The following is a 21,419-nucleotide window of genomic DNA, read 5'->3' on the forward strand; positions in this document are numbered from 1 at the left end:
CTCGTGCGGAGGGGGCGGGCCTTCCGGCGTTCACCCGGCCGTCAGTGGGCCGCGGGGACGTACGGCGCCAGGAACGCGGCCAGTTCCTCGTGCACCCGCGCCTTGATCAGCGTGCCCTCCGGCGTGTGCTCCTCGGAGAGCACCTCGCCCTCGGCGTGCGCCCGCGAGACCAGCGCGCCCTGCGTGTACGGCAGCAGCGCCTCGATCTCCACCTGCGGGCGCGGCAGTTCCGCGTCGATCAGCGCGAGCAGCTCCGCGATGCCCGCGCCGGTCCGCGCCGACACCGCGATCGAGTGCCGCTCGATCCGCAGCAGCCGCTGGAGGACGAGCGGGTCGGCGGCGTCCGCCTTGTTGATCACCACGATCTCGGGCACGTCCACCGCGCCCACGTCGCGGATCACCTCGCGCACGGCGGCGAGCTGCTCCTCCGGCGCCGGGTGCGAACCGTCCACCACGTGGAGGATCAGGTCGGAGTCACCGACCTCCTCCATGGTGGAGCGGAACGCCTCGACGAGGTGGTGCGGCAGGTGCCGTACGAACCCGACGGTGTCGGCCAGGGTGTACAGCCGGCCGCTGGGCGTCTCGGCCCGGCGCACGGTCGGGTCGAGGGTGGCGAACAGCGCGTTCTCCACCAGCACGCCCGCGCCCGTCAGACGGTTGAGCAGGGACGACTTGCCGGCGTTGGTGTACCCGGCGATGGCGACCGACGGCACCTTGTTGCGCCGGCGCTCCTGCCGCTTGATGTCACGGCCGGTCTTCATCTCCGCGATCTCACGGCGCATCTTCGCCATCTTCTCGCGGATCCGGCGCCGGTCCGTCTCGATCTTGGTCTCACCGGGGCCACGGGTGGCCATGCCGCCACCGCCGCCGCCACCCATCTGCCGGGACAGCGACTGGCCCCAGCCGCGCAGCCTCGGCAGCATGTACTGCATCTGCGCGAGCGCCACCTGCGCCTTGCCCTCGCGGGACTTGGCGTGCTGGGCGAAGATGTCGAGGATCAGGGCGGTCCGGTCGACCACCTTGACCTTGACGACGTCCTCGAGGTGGATGAGCTGGCCGGGGCTGAGCTCACCGTCGCACACGACGGTGTCCGCCCCGGTCTCGAGCACGATGTCCCGGAGTTCGTTGGCCTTGCCCGAGCCGATGTAGGTGGCCGGGTCCGGCTTGTCGCGGCGCTGGATCACTCCGTCGAGCACCAGCGCGCCCGCCGTCTCGGCGAGGGCCGCCAGCTCGGCGAGGCTGTTCTCCGCGTCCTGCACGGTCCCCGAGGTCCAGACACCGACCAGCACCACGCGCTCCAGGCGCAGCTGCCGGTACTCGACCTCGGTGACGTCCTCGAGCTCGGTGGAGAGGCCCGCGACGCGGCGCAGCGCCGCACGCTCGGAGCGGTCGAACTGGTCGCCGTCCCGGTCCCCGTCGATCTCATGGCTCCAGGCGACGTCCTCTTCCATCAGGGCATCGGCCCGAAGGCTCTCGGTGCGGTTCTTGTCCGCGAAGCTCTGCGCGTCCTGGGAAGGGGATGAAGAGGAGGTCATTGGATCCTTACGTCGTGGGTGACTCGGGCGGCCGATGCAGCCCGAGCGGCTCGTCAGTCACAACGCGTGACTCCCCCGGATCATTCCCGGGGCGGGCCCTCGGCATTCCAGGGGCCCGGCAGCGCCGCCGACCCGTCGATGGTCGCACGGCACCGCCGGGCCCGTCACCCGGGTTTCCCGGCTGTGGAAACCCGGGCGTCACGCCTGTGGAGAACTCCGGTCAGCGCTTGGCCGCGGGGGCCGGGGCCTTGGTGGAGCCCTTGGCCGGTGCCTTGCTGCGCCAGTCCGGGTGGCCCGGCATCCTCGGGGTGTGCTCGCCGTACAGCCAGCCCTTCAGGAAGGCCGACATGTCCCGCCCCGCCTCCTGCGAGGCGAGCCGGACGAAGTCCGCGGTGCTCGCCGTGACGTGCGCGTTCTCCGTCACCCAGCGGCGCTCCAGCCGCTCGAAGGCGCGTCCGCCGATCTCCTGGCGCAGCGCGTACAGGACCAGGGCGCTGCCGTCGTAGACGACGGGGCGGAAGAGGCTGATCTTCTGGCCGGCGGCAGGGGGGCGGGGGGCGGCCGGCGGTCCGCCCGCCGCGCGCCAGCGGTCGGAGTCGACGTAGGCCTGGCGCATGCGCCGCTCCAGGGGCTGTCCGGCGGTCTCCTCGGCGTACAGCGCCTCGTACCAGGTGGCGTGTCCCTCGTTGAGCCACAGGTCGGCCCACCGGTGCGGGGAGACGCTGTTGCCGAACCAGTGGTGGGCCAGTTCGTGCACCATGATCGACTCGATGTACCAGGACGGCAGCGCGCCCCGGGTGAACAGCGAGCGCTCGAAGAGGGACAGCGTCTGGGTCTCCAGCTCGAAGCCGGTGTCGGCGTCGGCGACGAGGACCCCGTACGTCTCGAAGGGGTAGCGGCCGACCTTCTCCTCCATCCACTCCAGGTGGGCGGGGGTGCGCTTGAGCCAGGTCTCCATCCGCTCGGCGTCGGCGGACGGCACCACGTCGCGCACGGGCAGGCCGTGGGGTCCGGTGCGACGCACGACGGTGGAGCGGCCGATGGACACCTGGGCCAGCTCGGTGGCCATGGGGTGGGTCCCGCGGTAGAGCCAGGTGCGGAGGCCGCCGGCGAGCGACCGGGCGGCGGGCCGCCCGTTGGCCACCACGGTCAGGTCCTCGGGCGCGGTGACGCGGAACGTGAAGTACGCCTTGTCGGAGGGGTGGTCGTTGCCGGGGAAGACCCGGTGGGCGGCGTCCGCCTGGTTGGCCATCGCCAGCCCGTCGGCGGTCCGCACCCAGCCCCCGGCGTCCTTGGGGCCGGCGGGGTCGCTGGTGTGGGCGACGGCGATGTGCATCCGCTCGCCGGCCGCGACCGGTCGTGACGGCTCGATGACCAGGTCCTCGCCGGTCAGCGTGAAGGCGGCGGGCCGGCCGTCGACCTCGACCGAGCGGACGGTGCCGTGGGTGAAGTCCAGGTTGACCCGTTCGAGCCGGTCGGTGGCCCGGGCGTCGATCTTGGTGAGGGCGTCCAGCGGCTTGCTGTTGTCGCCCCCGTAGGTGAGGGCGATGTCGTACGTGAGGACGTCGTAGCCGGGGTTGCCGAGCCGGGGGAAGAGCGGGTCGCCGATGCCCAGCGGCTGGGGGGCGGGCAGCGTCGCGCCGATCAGGCCGGCCGAGGCCGCCGCCACCAGGGCCACCCGGAGGCGTCTGGACGTGCGGGCCGTGCGGGGTGCACGCGATGTGAGGGACATGGAGCAACCGCTACCAGCGCGCCGCGCCGGGAACGCGACGGCGCGCGCCCCGCGCACCCGAACGGGCTCGGGGGTGGAGCAGGGGGCCGTGACCGCGGGCTCAGCCGGCGGCCGGCGCCGGCTGCTGGGCGCGGCTGACGTCGTACACCCCGGGGACGTCGCGCATGGCCCGCATGAGGGCGGGAAGCTCGGCCGCGTCGTCGAGCTGGAGCGTGTACGTGTGGCGGACGCGCTGCTCGCTGGGGGGTTCCACGGTGGCCGAGACGATCGCCGCGCCCGCCGTGGCGATGGCCTCGGTGAGGTCGGCGAGCAGCCGGGGCCGCCCGAACGACTCGGCGACCAGGGTGACCCGGCACTCCGCGGTCTCCCCCCACCGCACGTCGACCGGCACCCGCCCGGCCGCCTCCATCCGCCGTACGGCCGGACAGCCGGCGCGATGGACCGTGACGTTCCCGCCGCGCACGGGGAAGCCGGTGACCGCGTCGGGCGGTACGGGGGTGCAGCAGCCGGCCAGCCGCACGGTGGCGTCCGGCAGGTCGGCCACCACGGCGTTCGCGGCGGCGTCCCGGGGGGCCGGGGTCTCGGCGCTCACGGCGGCGGACGGCGGGCGGGGGGCGGCCGCGGGGACCTTCACGCCCCCGGGGTGGGCGGCCAGCCAGCCGGTGATGGCGATCCGGGCGGCCGGGGTGCGGGCGTGCTCCAGCCAGTCCGGGGAGGGCCCGGTGCCGTCGTCCACGCCAACGGGGACGGGGCCGGCGGGGCACGCGGGGTCCCCGGGGCCGGCGGGGCTCCCGGGTCCCTCGGCGCTCCCGGGGGCCACGGCCGGACCGGCCGCCCCGCTCCCGCCGCCGGAGCCCCCCGCCGGCGCGTTCTCCGGCGCCGAGTCGTCCCGGGCGAGCAGGGGCTGCACCGTGTCCCCGTCGTTGAGGACCGTGCCCAGTGCCGCCAGGCGGCCGTTGACGCGGGCGCCGACACAGGTGTGGGCGGCCTCGCCGTACTGCGCGTACGCGGCGTCCACGCAGGTCGCGCCGGCCGGCAGCGCGAGGGTGCCGCCGTCCGGCCGGAAGACGGTGATCTCGCCGTCCTGGGCCAGGTCGTCGCGGAGCGAGGTCCAGAAGGTGTCGGGGTCGGGGGTGGCCCGCTGCCAGGCGAGCAGCCGGGAGAGCCAGCCGGGCCGGGTCGGGTCGGTGCGCTCACCGTCCTCGCCCGCCGGCTCGGCGCCCTCGGCCGGTGCCGCGTAGGGGTTGCCGAGGGCGACGACGCCTGCTTCGGCGACCTTGTGCATCTGGTGCGTACGGATGAGGACTTCGGCGACGGCCCCGTCGGGCGCGGCGACGGCGGTGTGGAGCGACTGGTACAGGTTGAACTTGGGGGCGGCGATGAAGTCCTTGAACTCGGAGATCACCGGGGTGAAGCAGGTGTGCAGCTCGCCCAGCACCCCGTAGCAGTCGGCGTCGTCGCCGACCAGCACGAGCAGCCGGCCGAAGTCGGTGCCGCGCAGTTCGCCGCGCTTGAGCCGGACGCGGTGCACGGACACGAAGTGGCGGGGCCGCACGAGCACGTCGGCCGGGATGCGGGCGTCCCGGAGCACCGCCCTGACGTCGTCGGCGATGGCGGCCAGCGCGTCCCCGGCGGTGGCGTTGCCGGCGATCAGCGCGCGGGTGTTCTCGTACTCGGCGGGGTGGAGGATGGCGAAGACCAGGTCCTCGAGCTCGGTCTTCAGGGCCTGGACGCCGAGCCGTTCGGCCAGCGGGATGAGGACGTCGCGGGTCACCTTGGCGATGCGGACCTGTTTCTCGTGGCGCATCACGCCGAGGGTGCGCATGTTGTGCAGCCGGTCGGCGAGCTTGATGGACATGACGCGTACGTCGTTGCCGGTGGCGACGAGCATTTTGCGGAAGGTCTCGGGCTCGGCGGCGGCCCCGTAGTCGACCTTCTCCAGTTTGGTGACGCCGTCGACGAGGTAGCAGACCTCCTCGCCGAACTCCTCCCTCACCTGATCGAGGGTCACGTCGGTGTCCTCGACGGTGTCGTGGAGGAGCGAGGCGGTCAAGGTGGTGGTCTCCGCGCCGAGTTCGGCGAGGATGAGGGTGACGGCGAGCGGGTGGGTGATGTACGGCTCGCCGCTCTTGCGGAACTGGCCCCGGTGCGAGGACTCGGCCAGGACGTAGGCCCGGTGCAGGACGGCGAGGTCGGCGTCCGGGTGGTGGGCGCGGTGCGCGTCGGCGACGTGGCCGATCGCGTCGGGCAGCCGGTCGCGGGTGCCGGGACCGAGCAGTGCGGCGCGGCCGAGCCTCCGGAGGTCGATCCTCGGGCGGCCGCGCCGGCGGCCGGGCGTGGGGTTCGTGGCCTCGGCACTCAGATTGGTGGCCTCTGCGCTCATGGGCACCTCCGACGGCATCGACCGGCGGTGGGGCGGGCAAGGCGTGCCCGCCGGGCCGGTGCTTGATGCTACCGAGCCCACCACGTAGCGCTGACCCGCTCTCGCTCAGCATGAACCGGATCACCCATTCGAGCGAAGGTGACCCGGACGCCGTTCGGCGCTCAGGCGCGAGGGGAGGACAGCCAGGCCGGGTCGACGTGACCCTCGGCCACGATGACGGCGGGCCCGGTCATCTCGATCTCCCCGTCGGGGTGCTCGGTGATGACGAGCGTGCCGCCGAGGACGTCGACGGTGTACGTGACCGGCGTGCCCGTCCGGGCCGGGTCGGCACCGTCGCGGCGGGCGGTGGCGACGGCGACGGCGCACGCGCCGGTGCCGCACGAGCGGGTCTCGGCGGCGCCGCGCTCATGGACGCGCATGGCCACGTGGCGGGGGCCCCGGTCCACGACGAACTCGATGTTGACACCGTCCGGGTACACGGCGGCGGGCTCGTACGGGGGCTCCGTCCGCAGCTCACCGGCGTGGTCGAGGTCCTCGACGAAGGCCACCGCGTGCGGGTTGCCCATGTTCACGTTCCGCGCGGGCCAGCGGCGGTCGCCGACGGTGACGGTGACGCCGTCCTCGGGGAGCCGTGCGCGGCCCATCGAGACGGTGACGTCGCCGTTCTTGGCGAGGTGGACGCGCTTGACGCCGCCGCGGGTGGCGACCGCCACGTCCCCGGCGGCGACGTGCCCCGCGTGCTGGAGGTAGCGGGCGAAGACCCGGACGCCGTTGCCGCACATCTCGGCGACCGATCCGTCGGCGTTGCGGTAGTCCATGAACCACTCGGCCTCGTCCGCCATGCCCCGGGCCTCGGGGTGGGCGGCGGACCGGACGGCGTGCAGCACCCCGTCGCCGCCGATCCCGGCCCGGCGGTCGCAGAGGCGGGCCACGAGGGCGGGGGGCAGGTCGATGGCGTTCTCCGGGTCCGGCAGGATCACGAAGTCGTTCTCGGTGCCGTGCCCCTTGAGGAAGGCGATGGGCGCGCTGGTCACGGATTCGGTGGTCACCCGATCAATCGTACGGGTGCCCGCCCCGCCCCGGTCCGGCCACCCGTCCGCCTGTCCGTCCGTCACGGCCCGGGGGCCGCGCGGGGTCAGCGGAGGCGGGCGACCCGCCAGACGGCCAGGACGACGGGGACGGCGACGCCGACCGCGTACAGGGCGATCACGCGCCAGTCGGGGCGCTCGCCGGAGCCGCGCGCGGGCAGGCCCGGCCAGGTGTAGCCGACGCGGCGGGCGGCCATCATGCCCCAGCCGGCGGCGCAGCCGCACAGCAGCAGGCCCAGCATCGCGAGGACCGCGCCGCCGTCGCCCGAGCCGAAGGCGAGGGGGAAGCCGAACATCAGCGAGCCGATCACGCCGAGGCCGACGATCGGCGCGAGCTGCCAGATGCGCAGCTTGCGCTGCGGGCGCAGTTCGACCTCGACCTCGTCGATGGGGATGTCCGGGGTCCCGTCCTCGTTGAGGTCGGGACCGTCCGGGCTCAGGCCCGGTGCGTCACTGGCCACCTGGGTGTCGTCCGGTACTTCCTGGTGTTCTCTGTCGCGAGGGCCGGCCTCCATCGCCACGCGCCCTCCCAACTCGGGTTCCACTGGTCGATCGATGCTCGATGATGGCACGCCGCCGGCCGCCGGAATGACGGGCAGGGCGTCCCGATGCCATCACGTGATCAGGCTGTAACCGCTCGTTCGACCAACGCCAGCGCCAGCCGCGGAAGTTCCGCGCGCTGGTCGGCGGCCCCGCTCAGCCAGTGGACGCGCGGGTCGCGGCGGAACCAGGAGTCCTGGCGGCGCGCGAAGCGCTTGGTGGCGCGTACGGTCTCGGCGCGCGCCTCCTCCTCGCTGCACTCGCCCGCGAGCGCTGCCAGCACCTGCTGGTAGCCGAGCGCGCGGGACGCGGTGCGGCCCTCACGCAGCCCCCGGGCCTCCAGGACGCGGACCTCCTCGACGAGGCCCGCCTCCCACATCCGGTCCACGCGCGTGGTGATCCGTTCGTCCAGTTCGGGGCGTGCGACGTCGACGCCGATCTGGATGGTGTCGTACACCGAGTCGTGGCCGGGCAGGTTGGCCGTGAAGGGCCGGCCGGTGATCTCGATGACCTCCAGGGCCCGCACGATCCGCCGGCCGTTGCCGGGCAGGATGGCGCGGGCGGCCTCGGGGTCGGCGGCGGCGAGCCGGGCGTGCAGGACGCCGGAGCCGCTCTCGTCGAGCTCGGCCTCCAGACGGGCCCGGACGGCCGGGTCGGTGCCGGGGAACTCCAGGGCGTCGATGGCGCCGCGTACGTACAGCCCCGAACCGCCGACGAGGACGGGCGTCCGGCCCTCGGCGAGCAGCCGGTCGATCTCCGCGCGGGCCAGCCGCTGGTACTCGGCGACGCTGGCCGCCTCGGTGACGTCCCAGACGTCGAGGAGGTGGTGCGGGACGCCGCCGCGCTCTTCGGGCGTCAGCTTGGCGGTACCGATGTCCATCCCACGGTAGAGCTGCATGGAGTCGGCGTTGACGACTTCGCCGCCCAGCCGCTGGGCGAGGTGGACGCCCAGATCGGACTTTCCGGCCGCGGTGGGGCCGACGACGGCGATGACCCGCGGGGCGGGAGCTGTACTTCTCACCGTCACAGTCTCGCAAACCCCGGGAGGGGTCCTCGAACGAGTTACGTGACGGCACGAGAGCGGGGTCGTTGCCTGTTGCGAGGTTCCGACCGCCGGTTTACGGACCGGCGCCACCGGGCGACGCAATGGGGCGCTCCGGATGGCGCGGAATTTCGCCCGCACGAGTACGCTATGGAGTGGATATGGGCGTTTTTGCACGGTTTCGTCGGCGTAAGGAGACGGAAACCGCCGAGGCCTCGTCCCAGGAGACCGCGGCGGTGACGCAGGCCGAGGTGTCGTCGGACGGGACGGCGGATCCCGACGAGCAGGCCGAGGGAGCGCCCGCCACGGCGGAGGCGGACCACCAGGAGGAGGCCGCGGCCGCCGAGGGCGTGGAGATCCCCAAGCAGCAGTCGGCCGAAGAGGCGGCGGACAACGAGGCCGGTGAGAGCGCCCGTAAGTAGCATCGCTTGACGACGGTTACTCCGAGGGAAGGTGCCCCATGGGCTTCCTGGATTCATTGAAGGCCAAGCTCGGTCCTGCCAAGGAGAAGGTTTCCGACCTCGCGCAGCAGCACGAGAGCAAGATCGACCACGGGCTGGAAAAGGCCGCCAGGATGGTCGACCAGAAGACCAAGGGCAAGTACAGCGACAAGATCCAGTCGGGTACGGGAAAGGCCAGGAACGCCGTGGGCCGGATCGCCCACAAGGACGGCGGCGGCGGTACGCAGCCGACGCCGCCGGCCCCGCCGGCCCCCTGACCTCGTTCACGCGCCTCGGCGCGACGGACGGCCGCGCAGCACGGTGCCGTGCTGCGCGGCCGTCCGTCGTGTGCGCGGCCGGGTGCCGGAACGTCGGCTCGGCGGCGCGGCGGCTGAGCGGTTGGGCGGCAGCGCGACGGTAGGGCGGCTGAGCGGCTGAGCGGGGCTGGAGGGCGGTGCGGCGGTCGGGCGGTCAGGCGGACAGGCGGTCAGGACCAGGCCGCGACGAAGTATCCGACGCCGTAGGGCGCCTCCTCGTGGAGCAGGCGGCCCTCCAGACCGGCTCCCTCGGCGGCGCCCGCGAGGACCTGCCAGGGAGCGCGACCGGCCACCTTCAGTTCGTACGCGAGGTGCTCGTCCAGCTCGGCCAGGGCACGGGTGTCCGCCGAGCCCAGCGCCCGGGCGGCCCGCTCGTCGAACGGAGCGGCACGCTCGTCGAGGTACCCCGGCGCCTTGAGATCGCGGCACGCGCTGCCGTCCCCCAGCACCAGCAGGGCGAGGCGCCCCTCCCCTGCGGCCAGCTCGCGGCCGGCCTCGGCGCACCGGGCGGGCGCGAGCCGCTCGGCCACGGCGAGGCCCTCGACGGGGGCGTCGGCCCAGCGAACGCGCTCCAGCAGCCAGGCGCCCACGGTCAGCGGCACGGGCAGCAGCCGATCACCGGCCCCGTCCCGCTCCACGCGCCCCTCCCCCGCCGCGCTCCCGCTCCCGAGCCGTACGCGGACGTCGACGCCGAAGCCCCGGAAGTCGCCCGCCGACCCGGCCGGGTACCGCTCCAGGCCCTCGGCCGCCCCCGGACCGACCACGACGAGCCGGTCCGGGCGGGAGGCCGCGAGCACCGCGAGGGCGTCGGAGCAAGCCGTGCGCGCGCCGTCCAGCTCGGGCGCGGCACCGGCGGCCACGTCGGGGACGAGGAGCGGCGGGCAGGGGCACACGGCGGCGGCGACAAGCATGATCCGCAGCGTACTAGCCGTGCGAGCGGCGCTCCCCGAGGCGCCCGGCCGTGACCGCGACGCGCCCGCGCCGGGCCCCGCCGTGCCCGCGCCTGGGGTCAGCCGACGGCGCAGCCGCCCGTGACCGGCGGCAGGGGGGCCGGGGCACCGATCTGCGGCAGGCCGAGCATGACGCCCGCGGGCTTGGCGGCCGCGGCGGCGTTGCGCTTCTCCCAGGCGTCGCCCGCGCGGGTGCGGCGCACGTCCTGGGTGGGGCCCTCGGCGAGGAGGTGGTGCGGGGCGGCGTAGGTGATCTCGACGGTCACCACGTCACCCGGGCGCACGTCCTGCTCCGGCTTGGTGAAGTGGACCAGGCGGTTGTCGGGGGCGCGGCCGGAGAGACGGTGGGTGGCGCCGTCCTTGCGGCCCTCGCCCTCGGCGACCATGACCTCCAGGGTGCGGCCGACCTGCTTCTTGTTCTCCTCCCAGGAGATCTCCTCCTGGAGGGCGACCAGGCGCATGTAGCGGTCCTGCACGACCTCCTTGGGGATCTGCCCGTCCATGGTGGCCGCCGGGGTGCCGGGGCGCTTGGAGTACTGGAAGGTGAAGGCCTGCGCGAACCGCGCCTCGCGCACCACGTGCAGGGTCTGCTCGAAGTCCTCCTCCGTCTCGCCGGGGAACCCGACGATGATGTCGGTGGAGATGGCGGCGTGCGGAATGGCCTCCCGCACCTTGCCGATGATCCCGAGGAAGCGGTCCTGGCGGTACGAGCGGCGCATCGCCTTCAGGACGGTGTCCGAGCCGGACTGGAGCGGCATGTGGAGCTGCGGCATCACGTTGGGCGTCTCGGCCATCGCGGCGATCACGTCGTCGGTGAAGTCGCGCGGGTGCGGGGAGGTGAAGCGGACGCGCTCCAGGCCCTCGATCTTCCCGCAGGCGCGCAGCAGCTTGCTGAAGGCCTCGCGGTCGCCGATGTCGGAGCCGTACGCGTTGACGTTCTGGCCGAGCAGGGTGATCTCGGAGACGCCCTCGGAGACCAGCGCCTCGATCTCGGCGAGGATGTCGCCGGGACGGCGGTCCTTCTCCTTGCCGCGCAGCGCCGGGACGATGCAGAAGGTGCAGGTGTTGTTGCAGCCGACGGAGATGGACACCCACGCGGCGTAGGCGGACTCACGCCGGGTCGGAAGCGTGGAGGGGAACGCCTCCAGCGACTCGGCGATCTCGACCTGGGCCTCCTCCTGGACGCGGGCGCGCTCCAGGAGCACCGGCAGCTTGCCGATGTTGTGCGTACCGAAGACGACGTCGACCCAGGGCGCCCGCTCGACGATGGTGTCGCGGTCCTTCTGGGCGAGGCAGCCGCCCACCGCGATCTGCATGCCGGGCCGCCTGGTCTTCATGGGGGCGAGCCGGCCGAGGTTGCCGTAGAGCTTGTTGTCGGCGTTCTCGCGGACCGCGCAGGTGTTGAAGACCACGACGTCGGCGTCGCCGTCCGAGCCCTCGGGAGCGCGGACGTAACCGGCGTCCTCCAGCAGGCCGGAGAGGCGCTCGGAGTCGTGAACGTTCATCTGGCACCCGTAGGTGCGAACCTCGTACGTCTTCAAACCGTCCACTACTCCGCCAGCCACGTCGTTACCGCTCACCCGTCAAGGGTAAGGGGTCCCGTCGGCCCACCCTCCTGCGTCCGGGCAGCCAGGCCGTCGAGCGGGACGGACGCCGCTCCTCCCGAGCGGTCCGCCCCGCTGCCGCGTGCGGTCAGGAACGGGCGCGGAGGGTCGCGAGCAGGGGCGCCGACGGCTGGACCAGCAGGGCGGCCCTGGCCGTCACCTCCTCACCGGGGAGGTCCAGGCGGAAGCGCTGCGCGAGCGCGGCGAGCACCAGGACGGCCTCGACCTGCGCGAACCGGGCGCCCAGACAGGTGCGCTGCCCTCCGCCGAACGGGAACCAGGCGTGGTCGGGTACGGCCTCCGGGGCGGCGTCGTCCCAGCGTTCGGGGCGGAACTCGGTGGGGCCGGGGAACCAGCGCGGATCGCGGTGGGTGGTCCAGGGGCTGCACCAGACGATGGTCCGGGGCGGGACGGGCGTACCACCGAGGGTGGCGCCGTCCCGGGCCACGCCGGCGAGGAGCCAGGCGGGCGGGTAGAGCCGCAGCGACTCCTTGACGATCCGCCGCGTCCAGGTGAGCCGGTCGACGTCCTCGACGGTGGGCGGGCGTCCGGCCAGGACACGGTCGAGTTCGTCGTCGAGGCGCTCCCGGGCCGACGGGGACCCCGACAGCAGGTACCAGGTCCAGGTCAGGGCGGTCGACGTCGTCTCGTGCCCGGCCGCCCACAGCGTGACCGCCTCGTCGCGCACCTCCCGGGACGACAGGGGCCGGCCCTCCTCGTCCCGGGCCGCGAGGAGGCGGCTCAGCAGATCGTCCCGGCCCGCGCCGTCCCCGCCGCCCGCGCCGTCCCGGCCCAGGTCGTCCCGGCCCTCGCCGTGCCCCCCGCCGGTGGGGCCACCGGCCTCCGGCGCGTCCCGCAGCCGGGCGCGGATGAGCCGGTGCACCTCGGCGTCGATCATGGCCACGGCCGCCCGCAGCCGCCGCCGCGCCGGGGTGGTGACCCAGCCGGGCAGGAAGAGGCCCATGCTCCGCACCTCCCCGCCGATCACCTCCTCGGCCACCCGCATCGCCTCGGCCAGCGCCCGCGTCCGGTCGCCGAGGTCGTTGCCGAACAGGCAGCGCAGCACGATCCGCTGGGTGATGAGCGCCATCTCGCGCCGTACGTCGATCCGCTCGCCGTCCCGCCACCCGTCGGCGGCCGACCCGGCGCAGTCGACCATGGTGGCGGCGTACGTCCTGACCTGACGGGGCCGGACGACCGGCTGGACCAGCGAGCGCTTGCGGCGCCAGTCGTCGCCCCGGCTCATGATCACGCTCCGGCCGACGACCTGCTTGAACGCCCAGCCGATGTCGAGGATGTCGTACGCGTGGTCACGGGCGGCCAGCATCTCGCCGATGTGCTCGGGATGGGACAGGAACAGGCCGGGCCGGGGCCCCAGCGACCAGCGCACGGCGTCCCCGAACTCGTCGCGCAGCCGGGTCAGGAACGCCAGGGGATCCTTGCCGAACTCGGGCACGTTGCCCAGCACGGGCAGGCCGCGGGGTCCGGGGACGAGATTCAGGGGGACGCTGCACGTGGTCACGGATGCTCTCCAGCGGTCGAACCCGCGCGGGCGCGCGAGCGGCGGTACGAGCGGCGGCGGTGCTCGACACGCCTAACGCGAGAGGGCCCGCGAGGTGATGCGACGCGGGGGGCGCGACGGGGCCGGTGCGGGGCGGGAGCGCGGGGCGGGGGCGCGCGGCGCGACCCGGCGACGACGGCCACGGCGACGGGGGCGCGGATGCCCGGGGCCGCCGCTGCCCGGCGACGGCGTCGGAGCGCGCGGCGGCACGAGCCCGGTCGCCGCCGTGCGCGGCGAAGCGACGGCCCGGGCGCGCGGGCGAGAGCGCGGGCCCCGCCGGGGGGCCGGGCGGTCAGTCGACGCTGCGGAGCAGCGTCTCGACGGCCTTGACGCGGTCCCCCAGCTCGGCGAGCTGTCCCCGCAGCGCCTCCTGCTGGGCGACCGCCTCCTCGGCGAGCTTGCGGTACGAGACCATCGCCAGGGCGTCGGCGCGGTGGCGCTGGAGTCTGAAGTAGGCGACCACCCCGGCCGTGATGCCGCCGACGACGATCAGAACGACGGCGATGGCGATGACAGCCCCGGTCATGTGCGTTTCCCCTTCACGTCTGCCAGGCCCTTCCGGTCCTTCGGGCCCGCCGCGTCCCCCCGCTCCGGCGCGGCACCGGCGTCCGTCGCCGCGGACTCGTCCGCGCGTACGGCCGCGAGGATCGTATCGACATTCAGACGGAGGTCGAACGCGCCCAGCTCGAAGTACTTCAGCGCCTTGCCGTCCTCGGACAGCTCCAGGTTGCCCACGACCAGTCCGGCCTTTTCCAGCCGTTCCAAGTGCATGTAGAGCAGGGGACGGGACATCCCGAGGCGGCGGGCGAGCTCACTGACGTACATCCGGCCACCGGCGAGTTCGGCGATCACTCGGAGGCGCTGCGCGTGACCCACGGCGGCGAGAAAAGCCAGAAGCTCCTCGCTGGTCATGGCACACCTCTGACATCCCGGGAAACTTTGGGAGGAGACTACACGGACGGCACGGAGCGCCGGTCGTCACGTACAGGTACCGAACCGTTGCCGGGCGGGCCTGGTCTCCACCGGGCGTGAGCTGGCAGGATCGCGCCATGCTCCAGGCCCTGTCCCGCGTCAGCCGCCGTCGTGCCCTCCGGGGGTCGGCGGCCGCCCTCGTGGTGCTGGGTGTGCTCCTGTGGTGGTTCGTTCCCGCCGGGGAGCCGTCACCGCGCGGCAAGGTCACCTTCAGCACGGGCGTACCGACCGGGGTGTACCAGCGGTACGGCGAGCTGCTGGAGGAGGCGCTCGGGCGCACCGTGCCGGACGTCGCGATAACGCTCCGGAACAGTGAGGGCTCCCGGCAGAACCTGGCCCGGCTGGCGTCCGGGGAGGCGGACTTCACCGTCGCCACGGCGGACGCGGTCGCGACGTACATCCGGGACAGCAGGCCGGGCGCGTACGACCTGCGCGGCTGTGCCCGGCTGTACGACGACTACGTCCAGCTCATCGTCCCCAAGGGTTCGAAGGTGCGTTCCACCCGGGACCTGCGGGGCCTGCGGGTCGGCGTCGGGCAGGACGGGTCGGGCGTACGGCTGATCGCGGACCGGCTGCTCCAGGCGGCCAAGATCGACCCGGCGACGGACATCGAGCCCGTCTCGGCCGGGATCGACACGATGCCGACGCTGCTGGAGCAGGACCGGCTGGACGCCTTCTTCTGGTCGGGCGGCCTGCCCACCAGCGCGGTGCAGAAGCTCTCCGAGCGCTTCCCGATCCGGCTCGTCCCGCTGGAGGGCGACCTGGTGAACCGGGTGCACGAGGGCGGCGGCAGCGGCCGTTACTACCGCTCGGCGGTGGTGCCCGCCGACGCCTACGCCCTCGCCCAGGAGGGCCGGCCGGTGGAGACGGTGGCCGTGGCCAACCTGCTCGTCACCACCGACCGTACGGACCCGGCGCTGGCCGAGGCGTTCACGCGCACGGTGATCCAGAGCCGTGACCGGATCGGCCGTGAGGTGCACCCGGCCCAGCTCGTGGACCTGCGGACGGCGGTGTACACCGACCCGCTGCCCCTGCACGAGGGCGCCCGGCGCTACTACCGCTCGGTCAAGCCGTAGGTCGCGTCCCCGAAGTCGCCCGGCTCGCGGTGCCCGCGGCGTCAGCCCGAGGCGTCGTCCGGGGCGGTGCGCGGGACGGTGACGGTGACGCGCAGGCCGTGCGGCTCGTGGTGGGAGTACGTGATCGAGCCGCCGCCCGCGGCCAGCAGCGCGCGGGAGATGGACAGCCCGAGGCCGGACCCCTTGACGTTCTGGTGGCGGCCGCTGCGCCAGAAGCGGTCGCCGATACGGGCCAGCTCGTCGTCGGTGAGGCCGGGGCCGCCGTCCGTGACCACGATCGTGGAGGTGTCCCCGTCGGCGGTGACGGTCACGGCGACCTCCTCCCCGGCGGGCGTGAACTTCAGCGCGTTGTCGATCACGGCGTCGAGCGCGCTGGACAGCGCCACGGGGTCGGCCCAGGCGGTGACGGCCGATCCGCAGCCGGTCAGGCGGACGCGCTTCTCGTCGGCGAGCGGCCGCCAGGCGGCCACGCGCTCGGCGGCCAGCTCCCCGATGTCGGTGAGCCGCAGGTCGGCCGGGGCGTGCTCGGCGAGGGCGAGGTCGAGCAGGTCGTCGAGGACCTGGGCGAGGCGCTTGCCCTCGGTGCGTACGGAGGCGATCTCGTCGTTGCCGGGGGGCAGCTCCAGCGCGAGCAGCTCGATCCGCAGCAGCAGCGCGGCGAGCGGGTTGCGCAGCTGGTGCGAGGCGTCGGCGACGAAGGCCCGCTGCTGTTCCAGGACCTCCTCGACGTTGTCGGCCATCTCATTGAACGACCGTGCGAGGCGGCGCAGTTCCGGCGGTCCGCCGGCCGCGGCGACCCGTGAGTTCAGCCGGCCGGTGGCGATGTCGTGGGTGGCGGCGTCCAGGACCTTGACGGGCTTGAGGACCCACCCGGTGAGCCGGAACGCCGCGCCGACCGCCAGCAGCATGGCGGCCACCTCGCCGGCCGCGATCAGCAGCCAGCCGTTCAGGATGCGCGAACGGAGCTGGCCGGTGGGCGAGTCGGTGAGCACGACGGCGACGACGTCCCCGTCCCGTACGACCGGTGAGGCGACCGCGAGCCGGGCGTTCGGCTGCCAGGGCCAGACCTGCGGCGGGTCGTGACTGCGGCGCCCCAGCAGGGCCTCGCGGAAGGCACGGCGGGGTTCGCCGCGCTCGGGGACGTCCCAGTACTTGGGGGCGCGGGCCATGGCGGTGGTGTCGCGGTAGAAGACGCCCACCTCGATCCCGTACACCTCGTGGTAGCGGACGAGTTCGCCGTTCAGGGTGGACTGGCGCTCGTCGATGCCGCGCCCGCGCTCGGTGACGAACTGGGCGAGCGCCGCGAACCGCGCGGTGTCGTCGATCCGGTCGACGACGACGGTCTGCTGCTGGGCGGCGGCGAGGCTGGCCGCGAGCGGGAAGCCGAGCGCGAGCAGCACGCCCGCCATGAGGACGAGGAGGAGGGGGAGCAGCCGGGTGCGCACGGGGGCTTCAGGGCGTTACGCGGCGGGCGCGACCAGGCGGTAGCCGACGCCGCGCACGGTCTCGATGAGGGCGGGCATGCGGAGCTTGGCGCGCAGGGAGGCCACATGCACCTCCAGGGTGCGGCCGGTGCCCTCCCAGCTCGTGCGCCATACCTCGCTGATGATCTGCTCCCTCCGGAACACGACGCCGGGCCGCTGCGCCAGCAGGGCCAGCAGGTCGAACTCCTTGCGGGTGAGCTGGACCTCCGCGCCCGCCACGCTGACCCTGCGGGTGGGCAGCTCGATGGTCACGGGGCCGAGGCGCAGGGGTCCCGCCTCGTCCGTACCGCCCGTCCCTCCGGTGCCACCGCCGGTGTCGTCGGGGTCGGTGGCGCCGGAGCGCCGGCTGACGGCGTGGATGCGGGCGAGCAGCTCACCGGTGTCGTACGGCTTGGTGACGTAGTCGTCGGCCCCGAGGTTGAGCCCGTGGATCCGGGAGCGGACGTCGGCCCGCGCGGTCACCATGATCACTGGGGTGGTGGTGAGCTTCCGGATCTTGCCGCAGACCTGGTAGCCGTCCTGGTCGGGCAGGCCGAGGTCCAGGAGGACCACCCCGAAGGGGGGCCGTCCGGCGTTGGCGGCGGGCAGCACGGCCTGGAGGGCCTCTTCGCCGTTGCGGGCGTGGGTGACGTCGAACCCGTGCTTCTTGAGGATCGCGGACAGGGCCGCGGCGACGTGGTCGTCGTCCTCGACGAGCAGCAGTCTCATGGCCCCCCTCCGAAAGGTGCGATCGCTTGAGTGACCCTATGGCCACTTCGGCATGAACGCTGATGCGTGCCCCGACAGTCAAGAGGGTTCCGGCGGCGACGGGGGTTCCGTTATGCACCCGTTCTCCACAAGGCCGTAGCGGGGCCGTCCCGTTCACGCATAGTGTCCGGTTGAAGCCGGATCGTTATCCTCAATTTCCGCTCAGATGTAATGACGCTGGTCGCACCACGTGCTTAGTGTCCTCCTCAACCGAGGAGGACGGAGCAAGAAGCCGATGAGCGGAGTGTCAGTGACCAAGGGCGCGGAGGACGCCGTACCGACGGCGGGCGACCTGGTCGTGCTGAGCAACGTCAACAAGCACTTCGGCGCGCTGCATGTGCTCCAGGACATCGACCTGACCATCGCCCGTGGCGAGGTCGTGGTCGTCATCGGACCGTCCGGGTCCGGCAAGTCCACGCTGTGCCGCACCATCAACCGCCTGGAGACGATCGACTCGGGCAGCATCACCATCGACGGCAAGCCGCTGCCCCAGGAGGGCAAGGAGCTCGCCCGGCTGCGCGCCGACGTCGGCATGGTCTTCCAGTCGTTCAACCTCTTCGCGCACAAGACGGTGCTGGAGAACGTCATGCTGGGCCAGGTCAAGGTCCGCAAGGCGGACAAGAAGGCCGCGGAGCAGAAGGCCCGGACGCTGCTCGACCGGGTGGGCGTCGGCTCCCAGGCCGACAAGTACCCGGCGCAGCTGTCCGGTGGACAGCAGCAGCGCGTCGCGATCGCCCGAGCCCTGGCGATGGACCCGAAGGTGATGCTCTTCGACGAGCCCACCTCGGCGCTCGACCCCGAGATGATCAACGAGGTCCTCGAGGTCATGCAGCAGCTGGCGCGGGACGGGATGACGATGATCGTCGTCACCCACGAGATGGGCTTCGCCCGGTCCGCCGCCAACCGCGTCGTCTTCATGGCGGACGGCCGGATCGTCGAAGAGGCGACGCCGGACCAGTTCTTCAGCAACCCGCGCAGCGACCGGGCCAAGGACTTCCTGTCGAAGATCCTTCACCACTGAGGGATCCCGCTGGACGCCAGCGGTGACGACGACCAACGAACCACGACATAAGGGATGTTCACCATGAAGCTCCGCAAGACGGCCGCGCTGGCCGTTGCTGTGCTCGCGCTGTCCGCGACCGCCTGTGGTGGCAAGGAGGGGTCGGCGGGCGACAAGCCGGCCGGCGTCCAGCCCGGCTCCTCGAACGCTCCGGCGCTGCCGAAGTACGTCGTCGCGACGGACGTCGACCTGAAGGACTCGGCGACCTTCAAGAAGGCCAAGGAGCGCGGCAAGCTGATCATCGGCTCCAAGGCCGACCAGCCGTACCTCGGCTTCGAGGACCAGGCGACCAAGAAGCGCTCCGGCTTCGACGTCGAGATCGCCAAGATGATCGCCGCCGAGCTGGGCTTCACCGAGTCCCAGATCGAGTGGAAGACGGTGGACTCCAGCACCCGTGAGACCGCCATCTCCAAGGGCCAGGTCGACTACTACGTCGGTACGTACACGATCAACGACAAGCGCAAGGCGCAGGTCGGCTTCGCGGGTCCGTACTACAAGGCCGGCGCCGACCTGCTGGTCCGCAAGGACGAGTCCTCGATCACCGGCCCGGAGGCCGTCAAGGGCAAGAAGGTCTGCTCCATCAAGGGCTCCACGCCGCTCCAGGAGATCAAGCAGCCGAAGTACGGCGCCCAGACCACCGAGCTCGGCAAGTACTCGGACTGCGTCCAGCAGCTGCTCACCAAGCAGGTCGACGCGGTGACGACGGACGACGCGATCCTCAAGGGTTACGCCGCGCAGAACCCGACCAAGCTGAAGGTCGTGGGCAAGCCGTTCACGCAGGAGCCGTACGGCATCGGCATGAACAAGGAAGACAAGGCCCTCCGCGACGCGGTCAACAACGCGCTGGACAAGCGGATCAAGGACGGCACGTACAAGAAGATCTACGAGGCCACCCTGGGCCTGTCCGGCTCCGCCTACACCGCTCCGCCGGCGCTCGTGCGCTACTGACCCGGCCGGGCCACCGCGCCTCCCCGCTCCACCGCGCTTGACGCACCGCCGCTTCACGCACCACGGCGAAGCGCCCCGTACCCGGCCGGTACGGGGCGCTCCGTCCCGTCGTACCCGGGCCGTACCACCACGTACCCGGCCCCCCGGGGCCGGGTACGGCGCCGGGGCCGCGGGCCGGTCCGGGTGGCTCGCCCCGCCCGTACCCGACCGCAGTGCGCCCCGAACGCCCCGCACCCCGGCCGCACGCACCTCGACCACCCGCATCCCGACCGCACGCACTTCGACCGCCAGCCGCTGACCGCCGACGCGGAGACCCCATGAACGTACTGCTCGACCACTTCTCAGAGTTCCGCGACGGCTTCATAGGAACCGTGTCGATCACCGCCGTCAGCACCGCCATCGCGCTGGTCCTCGGCGTCGCCATCGCCGGCTTCCGGGTGTCACCCGTGCCGCCGCTGCGCTGGTTCGGCACCGCGTGGGTCACCCTGCTGCGCAACACGCCGCTGACGCTGCTGTTCCTGGTGACGACGTTCGTGGTGCCGGAGATCCTCTTCCCGGGCATGAGCGCCTTCGTGCTCGGCTCGATCGCCCTCGGCTTCTACACCTCCTCCTTCATCTGCGAGGCGGTCCGCTCCGGCATCAACACGGTGCCGCTGGGCCAGGCCGAGGCCGCCCGCTCCCTCGGCATGACCTTCTCGCAGACGCTGCGGCTGATCGTGCTGCCGCAGGCCACCCGTACGGTGCTGCCGCCGCTGAGCTCGATCCTCATCGCGCTCACCAAGAACTCGGCCATCGCGGGCGCCTTCAGCGTCACCGAACTCTTCGGCTGGCAGAAGCTGATGAGCGAGGAGGGCTACGACATCATCCCGATCTTCGTCTGGGTGTCCCTCGCCTACCTGGTGGTCACGTTCTCCATCAGCGGCGTCTTCCGCATCCTTGAGCGCCGCCTGGAGGTCGCCCGATGAGCGCCAGCGTTCTCTTCGACGCCCCCGGCCCCAAGGCCGTCGTCCGCAACCGCATCTACGCCGTCGTCGGCACGCTCGCCATCCTGGGGCTGCTCGCCGTCACGATCGTCCGGCTGAGCGACAAGGGGCACCTCGCCCCCGAGATGTGGGACATCTTCAACTACGCGGGCATCCGGCAGAACATCGCCGACGCCGTCCTCGCCACCCTCAAGGCGTTCGGGATCGCGGCCGTCGGCTCCCTGGTGCTCGGTGTGCTCCTGGCCGTCGCCCGGCTCTCCGACCACAAGCCGGTCCGGTGGCTGGCGACGGGATTCATCGAGCTGTTCCGCTCCATCCCGCTGCTCATCACCATCTACGCCGTGTGGGTCGGCTTCCTGACCGACTACTCGATGTGGGCGCTGGCGGTCGGCCTGTCGATCTACAACGGCTGCGTCCAGGCCGAGGTGCTGCGCGCGGGCGTGAACTCCGTGCCGAAGGGCCAGCGGGAGGCCGCGTACGCGCTCGGCATGAGCAAGACGCAGGTCATGACGTCGGTGCTGATCCCGCAGGCCGTGCGGGCGATGCTGCCGACGATCATCAGCCAGCTCGTGGTGACCCTCAAGGACACCTCGCTCGGCTTCATCATCCTGTACCCCGAGCTGCTCCAGACCGCCCGGCTGATCGCCTCCAACACGCAGGTCAACGGCATGTACCCGTACGTGTCGACGATCGTGGTGGTCGGCGCCATCTACGTCGCGATGTGCCTGGCGCTGTCCGGCCTCGCCACCTGGATCGAGAAGCGCGGCCGGCGCGCCAAGACCGGCATCGGCCCGGCGGCGGGCGCCGGCGGCACGGCCGTCCTCGGCGGCGACGCCGGCAACGCCGCCGCCACCGCGATCCTGCTCGGCGGCACCGACGGCACCGCGGGCGGAGCCGGTGGTGGCGACGGCGGCGCCGGTAACTGACGGTATGTGACATCATCCGGGTGTCTTACGG

Annotated in this window: 20 protein-coding genes; 7 read left to right on the top strand and 13 right to left on the bottom strand. The window is 72.8% G+C overall.

Annotated features, from left to right (window positions below; all coding sequences use genetic code 11):
- Window positions 1-41: 41 nt before the first annotated feature.
- From hflX to miaA, 6 genes are all read right to left on the bottom strand, one after another.
- Window positions 42-1,535: a GTPase HflX gene (gene hflX / locus ACF068_RS27390; protein WP_392276962.1), complete on the bottom strand. Its 1,494-nt coding sequence runs from the start codon at window positions 1,533-1,535 to the stop codon at window positions 42-44.
- A gap of 220 nt (window positions 1,536-1,755) precedes the next feature.
- Window positions 1,756-3,267 carry a M1 family metallopeptidase gene (locus tag ACF068_RS27395; protein ID WP_392276963.1) on the bottom strand — a complete coding sequence of 504 codons (1,512 nt, stop codon included), beginning with the start codon at window positions 3,265-3,267 and terminating at the stop codon, window positions 1,756-1,758.
- A gap of 100 nt (window positions 3,268-3,367) precedes the next feature.
- Complete coding sequence (locus ACF068_RS27400; RefSeq protein WP_392277002.1) at window positions 3,368-5,629, bottom strand: RelA/SpoT family protein; 2,262 nt, start codon at window positions 5,627-5,629, stop codon at window positions 3,368-3,370.
- Window positions 5,630-5,811: 182 nt separating this feature from the next.
- A complete protein-coding gene (gene dapF, locus ACF068_RS27405; protein ID WP_392277003.1) occupies window positions 5,812-6,684 on the bottom strand; it encodes a diaminopimelate epimerase in 873 nt (290 codons plus the stop codon).
- 101 nt (window positions 6,685-6,785) lie between these two features.
- Window positions 6,786-7,253 carry a hypothetical protein gene (locus ACF068_RS27410; protein ID WP_392277004.1) on the bottom strand — a complete coding sequence of 156 codons (468 nt, stop codon included), beginning with the start codon at window positions 7,251-7,253 and terminating at the stop codon, window positions 6,786-6,788.
- Window positions 7,254-7,360: 107 nt separating this feature from the next.
- Entirely contained in the window at window positions 7,361-8,299 is a 939-nt protein-coding gene (gene miaA / locus ACF068_RS27415; protein WP_392276964.1) for a tRNA (adenosine(37)-N6)-dimethylallyltransferase MiaA, read from the bottom strand.
- 257 nt (window positions 8,300-8,556) lie between these two features.
- Between miaA and ACF068_RS27420 the strand changes: the two genes are divergently transcribed.
- Both ACF068_RS27420 and ACF068_RS27425 read left to right on the top strand, forming a co-directional pair.
- Window positions 8,557-8,742, top strand: coding sequence for a gliding motility protein (locus tag ACF068_RS27420; RefSeq protein WP_392276965.1), 186 nt, complete (start codon window positions 8,557-8,559; stop codon window positions 8,740-8,742).
- A gap of 38 nt (window positions 8,743-8,780) precedes the next feature.
- Window positions 8,781-9,038 (top strand): antitoxin, encoded by a 258-nt coding sequence (locus ACF068_RS27425; RefSeq protein ID WP_392276966.1) that lies wholly within the window; start codon window positions 8,781-8,783, stop codon window positions 9,036-9,038.
- Window positions 9,039-9,247: 209 nt separating this feature from the next.
- Here ACF068_RS27425 and ACF068_RS27430 read toward each other — a convergent pair whose 3' ends face one another.
- From ACF068_RS27430 to ACF068_RS27450, 5 genes are all read right to left on the bottom strand, one after another.
- Window positions 9,248-9,988 carry a class III extradiol dioxygenase subunit B-like domain-containing protein gene (locus tag ACF068_RS27430; protein WP_392276967.1) on the bottom strand — a complete coding sequence of 247 codons (741 nt, stop codon included), beginning with the start codon at window positions 9,986-9,988 and terminating at the stop codon, window positions 9,248-9,250.
- Window positions 9,989-10,086: 98 nt separating this feature from the next.
- Window positions 10,087-11,577 carry a tRNA (N6-isopentenyl adenosine(37)-C2)-methylthiotransferase MiaB gene (miaB, locus tag ACF068_RS27435; protein WP_392277005.1) on the bottom strand — a complete coding sequence of 497 codons (1,491 nt, stop codon included), beginning with the start codon at window positions 11,575-11,577 and terminating at the stop codon, window positions 10,087-10,089.
- Window positions 11,578-11,719: 142 nt separating this feature from the next.
- Window positions 11,720-13,153 carry a cytochrome P450 gene (locus ACF068_RS27440; RefSeq protein ID WP_392276968.1) on the bottom strand — a complete coding sequence of 478 codons (1,434 nt, stop codon included), beginning with the start codon at window positions 13,151-13,153 and terminating at the stop codon, window positions 11,720-11,722.
- Between the two features lie 331 nt (window positions 13,154-13,484).
- Window positions 13,485-13,718: a hypothetical protein gene (locus ACF068_RS27445; RefSeq protein WP_392276969.1), complete on the bottom strand. Its 234-nt coding sequence runs from the start codon at window positions 13,716-13,718 to the stop codon at window positions 13,485-13,487.
- The gene (locus tag ACF068_RS27450; protein WP_392276970.1) at window positions 13,715-14,104 is read right to left on the bottom strand and encodes an ArsR/SmtB family transcription factor; all 390 of its coding nucleotides are present in this window, start codon (window positions 14,102-14,104) and stop codon (window positions 13,715-13,717) included. The genes ACF068_RS27445 and ACF068_RS27450 overlap by 4 nt, the downstream gene beginning before the upstream one ends.
- Window positions 14,105-14,241: 137 nt before the next feature.
- On the opposite strand from ACF068_RS27450, the gene ACF068_RS27455 reads away from it, so the two are divergent.
- Window positions 14,242-15,240, top strand: a complete 999-nt coding sequence (locus ACF068_RS27455; protein ID WP_392277006.1) for a TAXI family TRAP transporter solute-binding subunit — start codon at window positions 14,242-14,244, stop codon at window positions 15,238-15,240.
- A gap of 41 nt (window positions 15,241-15,281) precedes the next feature.
- Here ACF068_RS27455 and ACF068_RS27460 read toward each other — a convergent pair whose 3' ends face one another.
- Both ACF068_RS27460 and ACF068_RS27465 read right to left on the bottom strand, forming a co-directional pair.
- On the bottom strand, window positions 15,282-16,685 hold the full coding sequence (locus ACF068_RS27460; protein ID WP_392276971.1) for an ATP-binding protein: 1,404 nt from the start codon (window positions 16,683-16,685) through the stop codon (window positions 15,282-15,284).
- Window positions 16,686-16,700: 15 nt separating this feature from the next.
- Entirely contained in the window at window positions 16,701-17,432 is a 732-nt protein-coding gene (locus tag ACF068_RS27465; protein WP_392276972.1) for a response regulator transcription factor, read from the bottom strand.
- A 274-nt stretch (window positions 17,433-17,706) separates the two neighbouring features.
- Here ACF068_RS27465 and ACF068_RS27470 point away from each other — a divergent pair, with 274 nt between their 5' ends.
- The 4 genes from ACF068_RS27470 to ACF068_RS27485 all read left to right on the top strand — a co-directional run bounded on the left by ACF068_RS27470 (window position 17,707) and on the right by ACF068_RS27485 (window position 21,388).
- The gene (locus ACF068_RS27470; protein ID WP_392276973.1) at window positions 17,707-18,492 is read left to right on the top strand and encodes an amino acid ABC transporter ATP-binding protein; all 786 of its coding nucleotides are present in this window, start codon (window positions 17,707-17,709) and stop codon (window positions 18,490-18,492) included.
- Window positions 18,493-18,555: 63 nt separating this feature from the next.
- On the top strand, window positions 18,556-19,479 hold the full coding sequence (locus ACF068_RS27475; protein WP_392276974.1) for a glutamate ABC transporter substrate-binding protein: 924 nt from the start codon (window positions 18,556-18,558) through the stop codon (window positions 19,477-19,479).
- A gap of 317 nt (window positions 19,480-19,796) precedes the next feature.
- Window positions 19,797-20,444: an amino acid ABC transporter permease gene (locus ACF068_RS27480; protein ID WP_392276975.1), complete on the top strand. Its 648-nt coding sequence runs from the start codon at window positions 19,797-19,799 to the stop codon at window positions 20,442-20,444.
- Window positions 20,441-21,388, top strand: a complete 948-nt coding sequence (locus tag ACF068_RS27485; RefSeq protein ID WP_392276976.1) for an amino acid ABC transporter permease — start codon at window positions 20,441-20,443, stop codon at window positions 21,386-21,388. Before ACF068_RS27480 ends, ACF068_RS27485 begins: the two co-directional genes overlap by 4 nt.
- Window positions 21,389-21,419 lie beyond the last annotated feature (31 nt).

It is taken from the genome of Streptomyces sp. NPDC016309 (assembly GCF_043077235.1).
Classification (GTDB): Bacteria; Actinomycetota; Actinomycetes; order Streptomycetales; family Streptomycetaceae; genus Streptomyces.